Here is a 15,035-nt window from a genome sequence, read left to right on the forward strand (position 1 = left end):
ACTCTCAGGAGAGCTAACTCATGCAGAACTGTTTGGAGATAGGAACTCTATGAATCGGGCTGTGATCAAATTCTCTTCGGAAGACTGTGGAATTTGCCACAAAATGTCGTTCTACGATCAGAAGGTTGTTGAGGAACTTGGGCTTCAGTTCATTAATGTCAAAATGCAGGATACGGCAACTTACCGGAAGTACCGCAAAATCCTGTTGGCTCAGTACCCGGACAAAGAAGGAATGGGTTGGCCCACTTATCTTGTCTGCGACGAACCCGAAAGCGATGAGTTTAAAATTCTAGGCGAAGTTAAGGGTGGCCACCCGAAAGGAGAGTTCAGGAGCCGGTTACAGGAGGTTTTGGCAAGTACGAATTAGGGAAAGAGGTGTTGCTAATATAGCGATCCTAAGTAGGTAGTCCTAATTGTAAAGGGGGGAATGGGGGCTGCGCCCCCAGGCAGAGGGTTTCCCCCCTCCACCCCCGAAATTATCTTTAATTTAATTGCACCTAGCTACTTATCTGGATAACGACTCTCTACTCCAACACTTCAAAACTCTTTACTTCCAGAATCGGACCAATCATTGCAAAAGACATGATATCTTCGCGAACTTCGCCTTTAATTTTGACGTTCAGTCCCACCTTGTGTAGATCTGCGGGGGGCTTATGCAACTCGTAGGTCTTGCCGTCAGTGCTGACTAGCGCCCAGGTGCCGGGACCAAATCCTTTACGCTCAATTTTGCCTTCGACCTGCATACTCATATGGTTGAAGCTCCTCCTGGCTGAACGGCAAGGCGTGCCAGTGCGAAACAAAGTAGGGCATTCACTATCAGAAAAATGCGAGCGGCGATTCCGTCTCCTATCCACATCATTGTAGGAGACAGAATGGCACTGACGCCGAGGCAGGCTGTCATCCCGATCGCCGTTCCAATGGCAAGCCACTTCCACTGGCGGTGTCCTAACAGTAGAGCAATTAACACCAGCGGGATCAGCACACTGGCAAAAATTGGGTTGAGAGCCGTAGTTCCCTGAATTGATCCGCCCAGTTCCGCAATGGAGCTTCCCAGAACACGGAAAGGCCACTGAGGCGCATCAAACAGGTAAATCCCCTTCAGGAAAAATAGTCCTGAACTTCCAGCAATCAGGCCGGTAGACAGGGACCAGCCCCAGGTGAAGGGAAAGAAATTGCGTAGAAACCAGGCTAGCAGGTAAGAGCCGATGACCATGAGAATCTTGGGCCAGAGGGCAATTACCCCACCATCGATCCAGAATCTGGGATTGAGGTAGCCGTTATCGCGCAGCCAGCGGAAGAAGTCGTGGAACGTGATTCGACCACGGGTTGCCAGTTTCACCGCCGCCGCCGCATCCAGCTTGCCTGCACCGTAATAGTTGAGGGAGTCGTCTTCAACCTTCAAAGCCGATTGTTTGAGGACATCTTCAACCTCGTCGGGATTGCTAATCCCCTCTGCCTTGAGGAGAGCGGCGACCCCTGCCACGTGAGGTGCCGCCATACTGGTGCCCTGGTACGCTTCAAACATCGATTCACCCGTTTCAGGATTAATGGTGTTTTGCAAAATGCCACCCGCAGGGTCATCTCCATCCTTTGCCCCACCAGGAGCAGAAATATCAATGCCTGCCCCAAAGTTAGAGTAGGGCGCTTTCGTCCCGGCTGGGCCAAGGGCAGAAACTCCAATCACGTGGGGATAGCGGGCGGGGTAGGCGGCTGCATTTTCATCGGAGTTGCCAGCTGCTGCCACAATGACTACCCCTTTGCTGTGGGCGTAGTCGATCGCTTCCTTCATCAGTTGGTTCTCGCCGCCCCCACCCAGACTCATATTAATGATGTGGGCACCATTGTCAGCCGCAAAGCGAATGGCTTCAGCAATATCTGCGATGGTACCGCCACCAGAGGAAGAGAGAACTTTCAATGGCATCAGGCTAGCTTCGTAGGCAATTCCTGCCACACCGAAGCTATTGTTGGTGGACTGGGCGATCGTGCCAGCGACGTGAGTGCCATGACCGTTGTCATCAACTGCTTCAACTCGATCATTGACAAAGTCATAGCCTTTGACGAAGGTTGTTTTTGCCAGGTCAGGAACTGGGCTGATGCCCGTATCAATCACGGCAACAATCGCTCCTTTGCCTTTCGTTTCATCCCACGCGGCCTCGACATTAATGCTGCGCAAATTCCACTGTTTGCCATAGTCAGGGTCGTTAGGCGCGATGAATGCCTGATAGATATAGTTAGGTTCGATGAATTCGGTGTACTTCCTGACCTCAGACTTCTTCAAAGCGCTGAGCAGTTTCTCGTCGCCGGGAACCACAAAGACGTGATCCGCAAGGGAAAACTCGCTGTTGAGGCGGGGGCTGATATGAAACTGTTTGGCGATCGCCTGCACCTGTTCCTCAATCTGCGCTGCTCCCACATCTTCACGGAAGTCCAGCACGATTGAGTCATAGGTTCCCTGGTGTGCCAATCCTGTAAAGTTGGCAATGGCCAGCCACAACCCACCCAGAAACAACCCCAGCAGCAAAAGGTTTTTCATACCGTTGGCCAACAGTGAGAATTCTTACCAAGATAGCTCACGTCCCGTCAATAATGTGGGAAGACGTAATGATTTTGAACGATGGAACGTGGTCTTCTTTGGCTTCCTTTGCTGCTCTTTTTCTTGTGGCTGGCCTGGTCTGGTTGGAATGAATACCGGAAGGTTGAAGCTTACCAACTCTGGGCTGAATCGTTTGACCAGGCAAAGTATGATATTTACGCTGTTTTAGGGCAAAAAGGGAGCGACTTAACTTGGGGAATTCCAACGCGCAAAGGGCCAGTGAACCTGGAGAGCTTTTCTCTCAGAGATATAGAAACCATTCGCTTACTGGTCAATGGCCAGCCTGCCAGTTGGGAGACTCCGCCGGAAAGAGGGCGAGCGGTGCTGGAGTTTGCCTGTATAGATCGGGATCAGCCCATCGGCATCCCTTTTACAGAACCGCCTTTAGCCGCGAAATGGGCGCAGCATTTGCAGCGGGAGCTTGATCTTTTGAAGACACGTCAGGAGTCAGGGGAGGGGTGAAGTGAGGGGGAGTTTTGAAAGCAACAGTCTATAAGCAACCGGCAACAGATGCTCGGAGGGGTGAATCTAGACAGCGATGATCGCGCGTTGAAATAATTGGGGCGATCGCCGCTCTCTTGCTGGCGGCGAGTGGTGTGCCTGGCATCACCTGGTTAGGAATACAGCTAATTGTGAACCCTCAAGCAGTGGGTTGGATTAACCACTGGTCCCCTAATTGGATGCCAACCCCAGTCACTGGATTGAAGGCAACCCAGACCCTTCAGCAAGTTCGGGCTGAAATTAGACAGGCAGGACGTGTTCCTGGAGAAGCTTTGCCGCTCGGAAAAAATCGGAACTTTTGGGATAGCCGATTGACAGCATCGGATCTGTTAATACCTGTGCTGGAAGGACAACCAAATACTCCCAACCATCTAGAGCGGATTGTGGAGCTGCGGTTATACCAGGCGGTTTCACCCCCGCACCATGGGGCAGGGCCAGAACCCCGTCTGCAATTGGTGGACCAACTGGCGATCACCGGTCCGGAGGAATCCTCTGCCATTGCACCACTGGTTGAAGCCCGGTCTGTCCATGGCGGAACCAGTCGGCCATTACCCCTGACGGCAATGAACCGTTTTGAAGCCCAATCCCTGCCGCCAGGTACCTGGTTTAATCTAAGCGGGCAATGGTCGCAAGGGGGCAATACTGTGGCCTACGGAAAAGTGGTGCATTACAACCCTGGCCGATTTCACCTCAGTATCATCCTGGATTGGAGCACCACTAACGGCAAAGTACCCCACTGGCAGCAAATTACTAGCGGAAAAACGCCAGAGCTGGTGCTTAACCAAACCGTTGGTATGGAACCGCAGTTTAAAATCTACCAGGTACAACCACGTAAATTTTTACCCAACCCGATTCAACTGGAACCCATCTCGCTGGCTGAGCCTGCCATTAACCATCCAACTTACAGTCAAGCATTGCTATTAGCCCGGAATGGGTTATGGTCAATTAGCTGGCAGTGGCTACAGTCCTTCAAACGCCGGAACAAGGAAAAATGGTCGGCAGTGGCCCAGGCACAAATGGATCTGATCCACTGGCATGCCAGAGCCACCCAAACCCAGGCGGAGAAGTCCTGGGCAAGTCCAAACCCGCAGGTTCTCGCCCATCTCGTGGATGGTCGCTGGCTGAGAGCGCTCCAGGTGTTTAAGTCGAGTCCTGAGAATAGCCTGGAGACGGCAGATTTGCTGAGAGCCGACTCTGGTCGATTGCTTAACCGGGTAGGAGCTGTACTCCAGGTGAATCCTGCACAGCCTGAGGTGAAAGCCTGGGGAGCATTGCTAGTGGCGGCTCAAAAGGATCGCAAAGCGGCGATCGCCTGGCTCAAAAAACAATCCAAAACCACTGCCTCGGACCTTATCCGAATTCACTCATTGATTCAGCGGATAGACTCTGTGTTACCACCTCCCTAACCAGTCTTGCAGTCGAATTTTACAGGTGATATAGAAGGGAACCTGATAATGTTCTGCAAACAGCCATGCCACGAACAAAAAATGGGAAAGAAACGCCAGGCAAACCCAGACCGTTGGAAACCAATACCAGGCACTTCCCCGCATTGGAGGAAACGTATGGGAGGAAAGCCAGATTAAACCCGGCGGCAGAATGACCAGGGCAGTCCCAACCAGCCAGATAATAATTGTCAGGTCTACATCGGAATGGGTGGCTGCTCCCTGCCATCGCCGCCCATTCCAGCGCCAGGTCATTGGTTGAGAACTGTCCTCAACCCGCACTGACTGGTTCCGCAAATCGGCAGTGAAGATATGACGACAGAAATTGCAGGCAAATGCATCCATCAATGGCAGCGTTGAAATCTGCCCATGACGACACACCGGGCAAACGTAAGTTCCGGCATAATCGAGACTGCGCCGCTCTGGTACCTTGGCTGGATGTTTCCCGCTGTTGACGGCATTGCGCCGAACAATCGGTTGTTCTGTCATAAAAACGCTTTTCTACTAGCTGGCAGTTGGTCCACCGGAACTCCCCAGTGATTTAATCACCTCAATACCATTCTGCTGCAAAACTACGACAGGTTCCGCTCCTGCTAAGATTCGCTTAACAAGCACCCGGCCGTTTGCCAAATAATCTCCCGCTTTGACGTAGCGGCTCGTGGGAGAACCAGGTTCTTTGACAATCACATTCCACTTGCCTTTGATTTGCAAAACTCCAGTCACCTCGATCGCTTCTGCAAGGTTGCCCCGGGAGGGGGGAGCCGCAGACACGCCAACAGGTGGCAACGGTATCAGGTTCGGGTTGGCAGACACAGTCAGAGGAGGCAGAGAACCCGGATTGGAATTCACGGGTACGGTAGAAAGAGGCGGAGGAGAGAAAGGTTTTGGAGGTAAGTTGGGCAGAGATCGCGCCGTTGATTGGGTCCTCCTGGCTGAGACGGGAATCGCAATGGGAGCTGTTGGAATGGCTTCAAAGGGATTCCTACGCCCGGTAGCGATCTTCGACACACGCTTCTGCGGGTTCGTTGGCTTCAAGAGCCCCGGAACGGCGGGTACTTCAACAATTGCGGTGGGGCTGGCGATCGGGTCAGGAAAACTTTGAGCTTGAGCAGATTGAGGCGACGACTGCGCCGCACCACCCGCAGGTTGTGAAGCCGGAGCCTGCACCTGCTGACTATCAGGAGCCTGAGAACAGCTTGCCAAAAACGCTGCTATACCCAAATGGGCAATCCAAAATTTTCTTTTCATGGCTACCCCTTCTATGCTCAGCCTGGACTAAGCCCCAGGATAGCCGCAATTTTTGAAAGTGGCGCATGAAATGTGAGGGTGGAGGGGTGGAGGAGGTTTTGAGTTCCAAGTTTTGAGTTGCTTTCGCCTTGAACTCAAAACTCCCCTCACCTGATCAATAACTACCCATTCCCCTGCCACACATTACCGCTCCATATCTCCTCGCTTAAAGGAGGCCAGCCATTCACGAATTTGCTCAGCCGCGATATCCCGTCCTCCCAGGCCAAAGGCGAGAGCGATCGCAACCGCAATGGCCCCCAGGAGTAACCCAAACGCCAGGTTAATGATGTCGCTGGCCACCCCAATTTGTTGCAGGGCCATGGCAGAAACCAGCACGATAATGGCAATTCGAGCCGTTTGACCAAGGATTCTTGCCTGACGACCACCCGAACTGGCAATCAGGTTAAAGGCCAGATTTGCCAGATACAGCCCAATTGCAAACACAATCAAACCAGCAATAATGCGGCCAAAAATCACCGTAATGCCGGTAAACACCGCAGTCAGTGCTTCAATATTGAGAATGTTAATGGCTGCAATCGCGGCAAACAGCATGACCCCAATCCAAACCACAATTCCCACCACTTCCGAAGGTGTTTTTGTAGGAACTGCCCTGCTGGGCTCAGGTTGTTCTGGCATCGCTCCCTCTGGCTGGGCGGGTGGTACCTCAGGGGGACTGATCGTGTAGGGTTCAGACTTTAATCCCAACCAGTAAAAGATGTTATTGAATCCCAGGCCAGTCAGGATATTGGTCACTAATTCAGCCAGAAACTGCCCAATTACATAGGCAACAATCAAGATCAGAATGGCAGTAAAAATCTGTGGCAGTGCATTCAAAATCTGATTCAGCATGTTAATGGCCGGACCCGAAATTGCCTCAATTCGAAGTGCGTTGAGGGCAGAAATTGCTGTTGGAATCAGAATCAAAACGAATACAAGAGTGCCAATAATCCACGACAGTGAACGGGTACTGGGTGTCTGCGCAAGTCCAAACCGGGCACCGATGCGATCAACTCCAGCAGCGGCTAAGAGATTGGTAACAATCCGACGCACGACTTGAGCGATCAACCAACCGGCTGCACTGATTAAGAGCGCCGCTAAAACATTCGGAATAATCGACAGGATGCTATTTAGCAGCCCCTGAATTGGCTGCAACGTTCCCTGTAACCCCAGGGTATTTAAAACTGAAGGCAAAAACAGCAGAAAGATAAACCAGTACAGAGTGTTACCGATAGTTTCGCTCAACAAGAACTGATCCGTGGGCAGCGAAGCTTCCCCAGTTGCAGATGGGGGAGGAACTGCTGCATCCGTGGATGGGGGTGGCTCAAGTTGCTGTCCCAACCGCTCATCAATCTTGAATGCCTGGAGCGATCGCGTTACAACCAGTTTGACCAGTGTTGCTAATAGCCATGCGATCGCCAGTAGGGCCAGTGCCCCGGCCAGTGAAGGAAGATAACCAATGACCTGATTCAGGAAGTTATTAAGCGGTTCAGAAACCGCAGTTAATTGCAGAGCTTGCAGAAAAGCAACAATTGTAAAAATAAATAGCAGCCAGAAAACAGCCCCAGAAATCCACTTTTCAACGGGAGGAGCCTCTGCTGCTGTTGGTCGCCCAGAAATCCAGTTTGCCAGGCGATTATCAATTTGAGTCCGTTTCAATAACCGACGAACAAAAGCTGCAATCAGAAGAGATAGCAGCCAACCCACAACCAGAATGACGATCGCTCTGACCAGGTTGGGCAGAGATGTGCCCAAATCTCTGGTTACTGTTTGGACGATATCATTAGCTGGAGTGGTAGTTGGCCTAATGTCAATTTGTGCTAAGAGGGGAGAAAGTTTCAAACACGAGAGCAGCAGAACATGGAAACCTGAAGTTGGTCCATTTAACCAGGTAATATTCATTTTTCCTCAAGTAGACGGCTACCTATACGGAGATTAATTCCAACTCGAATGAAAGCATTTTTTCAACAACAATGAAAGCATTTTTTTAACAACAAAGAAGGTTGCCTCAGTTACGTGATTAATCTCCATCCAGAAGATTAAAGGATGGTGGTATTTCTTCGTATCTACCTTTATGAAGAAATGAGCCGGGAAATACTTGAACTTTGATGACAATAGATTGCTTCATCTACTCGTTTACTCATCCACCCTGTCACTCATCCACTCATCCACTCCTTTCGCCCTCCCACTCCACTCATCCGCTCCCCGATTCTTCACCTGAGCAGTAGGCAAACGGGGTTGAAACTCGCTACCGTAGAAAGCCCAACCTTAAGAATTGGTGACAGATCCGTATGAACGGTTTGAGACTTTCCCGCCATCGATGGGCGATCGCAACCCTGCTGAGTCTCTCACTGGTGTTGTTCTTCAGCTTTATTTCGCCGTTATTTCCGGCAACCCGCACCCAAACTGAAGTGTTCAACCAGGTTTGGGAAACGGTTCAAGACAATTTTTACGATCCAAAGATGAATGGGGTGGATTGGAAATCTCTACGAAAAAGCTACGAACCCCAGGTCACCGCAGCCAAATCCAAAGCAGAATTTGCAGCAGTTGTGAACCAAATGCTGGCTGAGTTAAAAACCTCCCATACCTACTACTACACTCCAGAGGAACCCGCTTACTACCAGGTTTTGGGAATTTTTGTGCCGCGATCGTCCCAGTTGCAAAAATCCGTCCAGCAATTTTTACCAAAAGGAAAAATTGAATACAGCGGCATTGGCATTGTCACCAAAGAGATTAAAGGAAAAACCTTTGTCAGTGCAATTTTTGATGGTAGTCCAGCCGCCCAGGCAGGGCTACAGGTGGGCGATCAAATCCTCAGTGCCGACGATCGTCCATTCCATCCCATCCAATCCTTTGCTGAAAAAGCAGGTCAACCTATCAACTTACGGATCCAGCGAACCCCTTCAGCCAACAGCCAGCAAGACATCAAAGTTACACCGAAAATGCTGGATGCGACCACCATGTTCTTAGATGCGCAAAAAGCCAGCACTCGAATCATGCAACGCAATGGAAAACGGCTTGGCTATGTCCATATCTGGTCTTATGCAGGCGATCAATATCAACAACAGCTTGAAGAAGACCTGATCTACGGACGCCTCAACAATGCGGATGGATTGATCCTGGATCTGCGCGATGGATGGGGCGGCGCACCCCTCACTGCCCTAAACATTTTTTCAAAAGAACGTGACTTAAGTATTACCAGCATTTCCCGGGATGGAAAACGCTACGTCAACTACGCCCAATGGAATAAACCCGTCGTCATGATTGTGAATGAAGGCAGCCGCAGTGCCAAAGAAATTCTGGCTTATGCCTTCCAACAATACAAAATCGGCCCCGTCATTGGCACGAAAACCGCTGGTTATGTCGTAGCCGGACGCCCCTTTCTGATGAAAGATGGCAGTTTACTTTATGTCGCAGTCGCCGATGTCTATGTCAATGGCAACGAACGGTTAGAAGGAAAAGGCGTCACTCCCGATGTCGTTGTACCCGCTCCCATAGAGTATGCCCAGGGAGCCGATCCTCAAAAGGAGCGGGCGATCGCTGCCCTATTAGCCTATTAGAAATTTTGAAATACTCATCCACCTATCCACCATCTACCCATTCCACCCCTTCGCCAACGGCGTCAGCAACCCATCAATGCTGACCCGATTTTTTAACTGTTGATACTCCCGTATTCCCTGCTCCCCCTTCTTAACTGCCCAATTCAAAAGCGCATCCCGCTGTCCCTGATATTCATACAGAGGCACTCCTGTACCACAGGAGGTCTGTACCCGTTCAATGTCTGCAACAATTATCTGACGCATACCAGGAATGGGGCAAAACAGAGGATACAGTTCCTCCCACTGGGGTGAATCGGGCAAAACCACATACCCATGCCCATAAAGCCGCAGAATACAGGGAGCATCCTGAAACGCGCAAAACATAAAAGTAATGCGCCCATTTTCCTGGAGATGAGCAGACGTTTCATTACCGCTACCCGTCAGGTCGAGATAGGCCACTTGCCTGGGCGAAAGAATCCGAAAACTGTCTAATCCTTTAGGGGAAAGATTAACATGCCCCAACGAACTCAAAGGGGCTGTGGCAACGAAAAAAATGTGCTGATTGACAATAAAGCGCTGGAGTTCGTCAGTGATCTCATCAAATAGTTTTGCCATGATTCTAGAGAAACAACAGACAAAAACCGGATAGCCAAAAACTACCCGGTCAGGCTAAAGACTCACAATCAAAACAGCAGGTTAGACCCCTACTGCCTTCTTAGTCACCTGGCTAAGTTCGCCCTTAGCATACTTAACTGCAAACTCATCAATTGAGATTTGCTTAATCTTGCTAGCATTGCCAGCGGTACCAAACTGCTGATAGCGGTCGGCACAAACTTTTTGCATATATTTGATAGAAGGCTTCAGGAAGTGACGGGGATCAAACTCTTTAGGATCCTTTGTCAGAGCTTCCCGTACTGCCGCCGTGATGGCCAAGCGGTTGTCGGTATCGATATTCACCTTACGGACGCCGCTCTTAATCCCCTTCTGGATCTCTTCAACAGGAACTCCATAGGTTTCAGGAATTGCACCACCATACTGGTTAATCAAGGCGAGCAAATCTTCGGGCACAGACGAGGAACCGTGCATCACCAGGTGAGTATTAGGCAGGCGACGGTGAATTTCTTCAATTCGGCTAATTGCCAAAATTTCCCCAGTAGGCTTGCGAGTGAACTTATAAGCACCGTGGCTGGTTCCAATTGCTACAGCCAAAGCATCTACTTGGGTTTGCTCAACAAAGTCTACAGCCTGGTCAGGATCCGTTAACAATTGATCATGGGAGAGCTTACCCTCAAAACCGTGACCATCTTCTTTATCACCCATTCCGGTTTCTAGGGAGCCCAGGCAACCCAGTTCGCCTTCAACGCTGACGCCTAGAGAATGAGCGACTTTCACAACTTCTCTAGTCACAGCGACGTTGTATTCATAGCTGGCAGGAGTCTTAGCATCTGCTTCTAGAGAACCGTCCATCATGACGCTGGTGAAGCCATTCTTAATTGCAGAGTAGCAGGTTGCAGGCTCATTACCGTGATCTTGGTGCATCACGATGGGAATGTGGGGATAGGTTTCCACCGCAGCCAGAATCAGGTGACGGAGGAAGTTTTCACCTGCATACTTACGGGCACCACGGGAGGCTTGCAGAATCACCGGGCTATCGGTTTCATGGGCAGCCTGCATAATTGCCTGGATCTGCTCCATGTTGTTGACGTTGAATGCAGGAATGCCGTAACCATTCTCCGCTGCGTGATCCAGCAGCAGTCGCATTGGTACGAGCGCCATAGACAGTCCTCCTGGTTAGGTTAAACGTGGTCAGTTAGCTATAAAAAGAAAATGCTTAGGATAATCTTAAGATACTTTGCCTATCAGAGGCAGGGGAAAAGCGGAGTTTGGCGAATTTTATAGGCAAAAATCACTATTTAATTTACTTATAGGTTTATGGAATACAAATAAGTTGATTTGCACAGATAATCGTGAAAATCCCTACGTTGCCAGATTCTGTCAGTCCTATTACTTGGTTTGTTTTATGGGTCGCCCGGGATTCGAACCCGAGACCAATCGGTTAAAAGCCGAGTGCTCTACCGCTGAGCTAGCGACCCCTGTTTGGCGTCGTTCCTAACACCGTTTCTTAACGTAACACAAATTTGAGCAGATATGAAAATGTTTCTGCAATAAACAAAGCACTTTAACTCAAATTCCAGCCACTGAAACCTTTTGCGGTACGTCAATGGGTTGCATCACAGGATTCGATGTGACGACTTCAGAGACCTCTGGACAAAATTCTAAGTTAAGTCGCAGCTTCAATTTCCCTTTCTGAGGTGCAGTGTTCCCCGGTTGCAATACTTCACAGGCAACAGCTTTAAGGAGGTGTGAGGGCTTCGCTCCCAGCCAGGGGTTCCGCCCCTGCATCCCGTCCTAAGCTTGGTGATTATAGCTATAAGCTATGTCTTAAACCTCAAGGGTACAGAAAATGTTTTTGTAAAATTATCGTAATATTCTGGTTTTTGCGTTACTATGTCTTTACAGATATCCTCTGGGCGATTGCACTGGGTGGTAATTACAGAACACTCAGCTACAGATTTTGAAGCGGGGAGATGATCCATCGCATAAGCGATCGCTACAGCTTAACGATTGGTTACTTCTTCACGCATATTAAACTTCATGGGCAATAAGCCAACCATTGCTGTCACACATTTAGGCTGCGAAAAGAACCGGATTGATACCGAGCACATGCTTGGGCTTCTCGTTCAGGCAGGGTACCAAGTTGATTCCGACGAAGAACGGGCGGACTACGTGATTGTAAACACGTGCAGCTTTATTCAGGCGGCACGAGAGGAGTCAGTGCGAACGCTGGTTGAACTTGCAGAGGCCAATAAGAAGATCGTCATTACTGGCTGCATGGCCCAACACTTTCAGGAGCAGCTACTAGAAGAACTGCCAGAGGCCGTCGCCCTGGTTGGTACTGGTGATTATCACAAAATTGTGAATGTCATTGAGCGGGCAGAAGGGGGAGAACGGGTGAAGGAAGTGTCCCCCGAACCCACCTACATTGCCGATGAAACTACCCCACGCTATCGAACGACAACCGAAGGGGTGGCGTATTTACGGATTGCGGAAGGTTGCGACTATCGCTGTGCGTTTTGCATTATTCCTCACCTGCGGGGGAACCAGCGATCGCGATCGATCGAGTCCATCGTGGCAGAGGCAGAACGGCTGTCCTCGGAAGGGGTTCAGGAACTTATTCTGATTTCCCAGATCACCACTAACTATGGGCTGGACATATACGGCGAACCCAGGCTTGCCGAATTATTGCGAGCTCTTGGCAAAGTCGATGTTCCCTGGATTCGGATGCACTATGCTTACCCAACAGGGCTAACCCCCAGAGTGATAGAAGCGATTCAGGAAACTCCCAATGTGCTACCTTACCTGGATTTGCCCCTGCAACATTCCCACCCAGATGTTTTGCGGGCGATGAACCGTCCCTGGCAGGGGCGTGTCAACGATGGCATCATTGAGCGGATTAAAGCCGCAATTCCGGATGCAGTTCTGCGAACAACCTTTATTGTGGGTTATCCTGGGGAAACCGAAGAACACTTTGAACACCTGCTGCAATTTGTCCAGCGCCACGAGTTTGACCACGTTGGTGTTTTTATCTTTTCACCGGAAGAAGGAACTCCCGCTTACGATTTGCCTAACCAACTGCCCGAATCGGTCATGAATGAGCGCCGTGACGCTTTGATGACCATTCAGCAGCCCATCTCACTCAAGAAAAACCAGGCAGAAGTTGGCAAAGTGGTTGACGTTTTAATTGAGCAAGAAAATTCCGAAACAGGAGAACTGGTCGGTCGCTCTGCTCGCTTTTCACCTGAAGTTGATGGATTGGTCTATGTCCAGGGGGAAGCTCGTCTGGGATCGCTTGTTCCTGTTGCCATTGACCACGCTGATGTGTACGACCTGCATGGTCACGTTGCCATAGCTTCTGACTTGATCCATGCCCAGCCTTTAAGCGTTCCGTAACATTCAAGCGATTGTTTTGGCGATCGCTCCGACAGCTTTTGTAAAGCCCCTGGCTTTTTTGTACTTAATCCACCGAAATAGGAGATTCAATGACCCTTTCGTTCCATAGCCTCGGAATTTCCGAAAACCGTGCCCGTTTCCTGGAATCTATCGGCTTTAGCAACCCAACCGAGATTCAGTCCCAGGCGATCCCCCACCTGCTTTCCGGGCGGGATGTGGTGGGTCAGGCGCAGACAGGTACTGGTAAAACCGCTGCCTTTTCGCTGCCCATCCTGGAGCGAATTGATCTGAAGATGCCGGTTGTACAGGCGCTGATTCTGACGCCAACCCGTGAATTGGCCCTCCAGGTTTGTCAGGCCATTCGTAGCTTTAACGACGATCGCCGCCTCAAAGTTGTTACCATCTACGGGGGACAGGCAATTGACCCTCAGGTTTCGCGGCTCCAACGGGGTGCTCAAATTGTGGTTGGCACTCCAGGACGAGTCCTGGATTTGCTGAGCCGGGGAGACTTGAAGCTGAACAATCTCAACTGGCTGGTTTTAGATGAGGCGGATGAGATGCTCAATATGGGCTTCATTCAGGATGTGGAGAAGATTCTGAATCAGGCTCCCATTGAGCGGCAAACTGCCTTTTTCTCCGCCACGATGGACCCCTCCATTCGCAAACTGGTAACGAAGTTCTTGCGATCGCCTGTCACCATCACAATTGAGCAGCCCAAAGCGGCTCCTACCCGGATCAACCAGGTGGCCTATATGGTGCCCCGTGGTTGGACCAAAGCCCGCGCTCTGCTACCCATCCTGGAATTGGAAGATCCCGAATCCGCTCTGATCTTTGTTCGTACCCGCAAAGCAGCGGCTGAACTCACCAGTCAACTTCAAGCTGCCGGACATAGTGTCGATGAATATCATGGTGATTTGAGCCAGACTCAGCGGGAGCGTTTGCTACTGCGTTTCCGTCAACGTCAAGTTCGCTGGGTGGTGGCAACGGACATCGCGGCTCGTGGCATCCATGTGGATGACCTGACCCATGTGATTAACTACGACTTGCCCGACAGTGTGGAAAACTACGTCCACCGGATTGGTCGTACTGGACGTGCCGGTAAGGAAGGAACAGCCATTTCCATCATTCATCCTCTAGATCGGCGCAAGCTGAGAGATATTGAGTACCATGTCCGCCAGCGCCTGGAAATTGCCTCCATTCCTACCCGCGCTCAGATTGAGGCCCGTCAACTGGAGAAGTTGCAGGATCGAATTCGAGAAGCCTTGACGGGTGAACGGATGGCGTCTTTCTTGCCAATCGTGGCCCAGCTATCGGAAGAGTATGAGCCGCATGCGATCGCCGCGGCTGCTTTGCAAATGGCCTACGACCAGATGCGACCCGCCTGGATGCGAGGTAATTCTGATCCCGCTGAGGATGCCCCTTCGGCCTCGACTCCAAAGCCAAAACTCGTTAAGCGAGCTCGCTCAGTTGAATCGAATGGACAGGTTTCTCACAGGGGCGATCGCTAGGCAATAGTGGAATTACACAACACAAGTAGGGTGGGTAGTGCCCACCCTACTGCCTTAAACAGGCTCACTTATCATATTTATAACTGTTGCCAGCTTGCCTGGGACGCTGAATCTAAGAAGATGTGCGGGCTTACCCTCAGCCGGGGGCTCTACCCCT

The 15,035-nt window shown here is 50.6% G+C and carries 14 protein-coding genes and 1 tRNA gene; 6 read left to right on the forward strand and 9 right to left on the reverse strand.

Going from position 1 to position 15,035, the window contains the following annotated elements:
* Nucleotides 1–49 precede the first annotated feature (49 nt).
* Nucleotides 50–367 carry a thioredoxin family protein gene (locus tag P4D80_RS21760; RefSeq protein ID WP_421656131.1) on the forward strand — a complete coding sequence of 106 codons (318 nt, stop codon included), beginning with the start codon at nucleotides 50–52 and terminating at the stop codon, nucleotides 365–367.
* A 157-nt stretch (nucleotides 368–524) separates the two neighbouring features.
* On the opposite strand, the gene P4D80_RS21765 is transcribed toward P4D80_RS21760, so the two are convergent.
* Nucleotides 525–749 carry a hypothetical protein gene (locus P4D80_RS21765; RefSeq protein WP_421656133.1) on the reverse strand — a complete coding sequence of 75 codons (225 nt, stop codon included), beginning with the start codon at nucleotides 747–749 and terminating at the stop codon, nucleotides 525–527.
* Nucleotides 746–2,533, reverse strand: a complete 1,788-nt coding sequence (locus P4D80_RS21770) for a S8 family peptidase (protein WP_421656135.1) — start codon at nucleotides 2,531–2,533, stop codon at nucleotides 746–748. The genes P4D80_RS21765 and P4D80_RS21770 overlap by 4 nt, the downstream gene beginning before the upstream one ends.
* Before the next feature lie 81 nt (nucleotides 2,534–2,614).
* On the opposite strand from P4D80_RS21770, the gene P4D80_RS21775 reads away from it, so the two are divergent.
* On the forward strand, nucleotides 2,615–3,055 hold the full coding sequence (locus P4D80_RS21775; protein ID WP_421656136.1) for a hypothetical protein: 441 nt from the start codon (nucleotides 2,615–2,617) through the stop codon (nucleotides 3,053–3,055).
* A gap of 218 nt (nucleotides 3,056–3,273) precedes the next feature.
* Nucleotides 3,274–4,500, forward strand: a complete 1,227-nt coding sequence (locus P4D80_RS21780; RefSeq protein WP_421656138.1) for a hypothetical protein — start codon at nucleotides 3,274–3,276, stop codon at nucleotides 4,498–4,500.
* On the opposite strand, the gene P4D80_RS21785 is transcribed toward P4D80_RS21780, so the two are convergent.
* From P4D80_RS21785 to P4D80_RS21795, 3 genes are all read right to left on the reverse strand, one after another.
* Nucleotides 4,486–5,025, reverse strand: coding sequence for a hypothetical protein (locus tag P4D80_RS21785; protein ID WP_421656140.1), 540 nt, complete (start codon nucleotides 5,023–5,025; stop codon nucleotides 4,486–4,488). The genes P4D80_RS21780 and P4D80_RS21785 overlap by 15 nt on opposite strands.
* Nucleotides 5,026–5,040: 15 nt before the next feature.
* Nucleotides 5,041–5,784, reverse strand: a complete 744-nt coding sequence (locus tag P4D80_RS21790; protein ID WP_421656142.1) for a hypothetical protein — start codon at nucleotides 5,782–5,784, stop codon at nucleotides 5,041–5,043.
* A gap of 183 nt (nucleotides 5,785–5,967) precedes the next feature.
* Nucleotides 5,968–7,722: a mechanosensitive ion channel gene (locus P4D80_RS21795; protein WP_421656144.1), complete on the reverse strand. Its 1,755-nt coding sequence runs from the start codon at nucleotides 7,720–7,722 to the stop codon at nucleotides 5,968–5,970.
* A 389-nt stretch (nucleotides 7,723–8,111) separates the two neighbouring features.
* Here P4D80_RS21795 and P4D80_RS21800 point away from each other — a divergent pair, with 389 nt between their 5' ends.
* Nucleotides 8,112–9,380, forward strand: a complete 1,269-nt coding sequence (locus P4D80_RS21800) for a S41 family peptidase (RefSeq protein ID WP_421656146.1) — start codon at nucleotides 8,112–8,114, stop codon at nucleotides 9,378–9,380.
* Between the two features lie 33 nt (nucleotides 9,381–9,413).
* Here the strand turns inward: P4D80_RS21800 and P4D80_RS21805 are convergent, their stop codons facing one another.
* From P4D80_RS21805 to P4D80_RS21820, 4 genes are all read right to left on the reverse strand, one after another.
* Nucleotides 9,414–9,974, reverse strand: a complete 561-nt coding sequence (locus P4D80_RS21805; protein WP_421656148.1) for a pyridoxamine 5'-phosphate oxidase family protein — start codon at nucleotides 9,972–9,974, stop codon at nucleotides 9,414–9,416.
* A gap of 81 nt (nucleotides 9,975–10,055) precedes the next feature.
* Complete coding sequence (gene fba, locus P4D80_RS21810) at nucleotides 10,056–11,135, reverse strand: class II fructose-bisphosphate aldolase (protein WP_421656150.1); 1,080 nt, start codon at nucleotides 11,133–11,135, stop codon at nucleotides 10,056–10,058.
* Nucleotides 11,136–11,380: 245 nt separating this feature from the next.
* Nucleotides 11,381–11,452 (reverse strand) — tRNA-Lys (locus P4D80_RS21815).
* Between the two features lie 91 nt (nucleotides 11,453–11,543).
* On the reverse strand, nucleotides 11,544–11,762 hold the full coding sequence (locus tag P4D80_RS21820) for a KGK domain-containing protein (RefSeq protein ID WP_421656152.1): 219 nt from the start codon (nucleotides 11,760–11,762) through the stop codon (nucleotides 11,544–11,546).
* 252 nt (nucleotides 11,763–12,014) lie between these two features.
* Here P4D80_RS21820 and rimO point away from each other — a divergent pair, with 252 nt between their 5' ends.
* Together rimO and P4D80_RS21830 are read left to right on the forward strand one after the other, a co-directional pair.
* Entirely contained in the window at nucleotides 12,015–13,370 is a 1,356-nt protein-coding gene (gene rimO / locus P4D80_RS21825) for a 30S ribosomal protein S12 methylthiotransferase RimO (protein ID WP_421656154.1), read from the forward strand.
* 89 nt (nucleotides 13,371–13,459) lie between these two features.
* A complete protein-coding gene (locus P4D80_RS21830) occupies nucleotides 13,460–14,878 on the forward strand; it encodes a DEAD/DEAH box helicase (protein ID WP_421656155.1) in 1,419 nt (472 codons plus the stop codon).
* Nucleotides 14,879–15,035 lie beyond the last annotated feature (157 nt).

This window comes from Leptothermofonsia sp. ETS-13 (assembly GCF_049200465.1).
In the GTDB taxonomy this organism is placed as follows: domain Bacteria; phylum Cyanobacteriota; class Cyanobacteriia; order Leptolyngbyales; family Leptolyngbyaceae; genus Leptothermofonsia.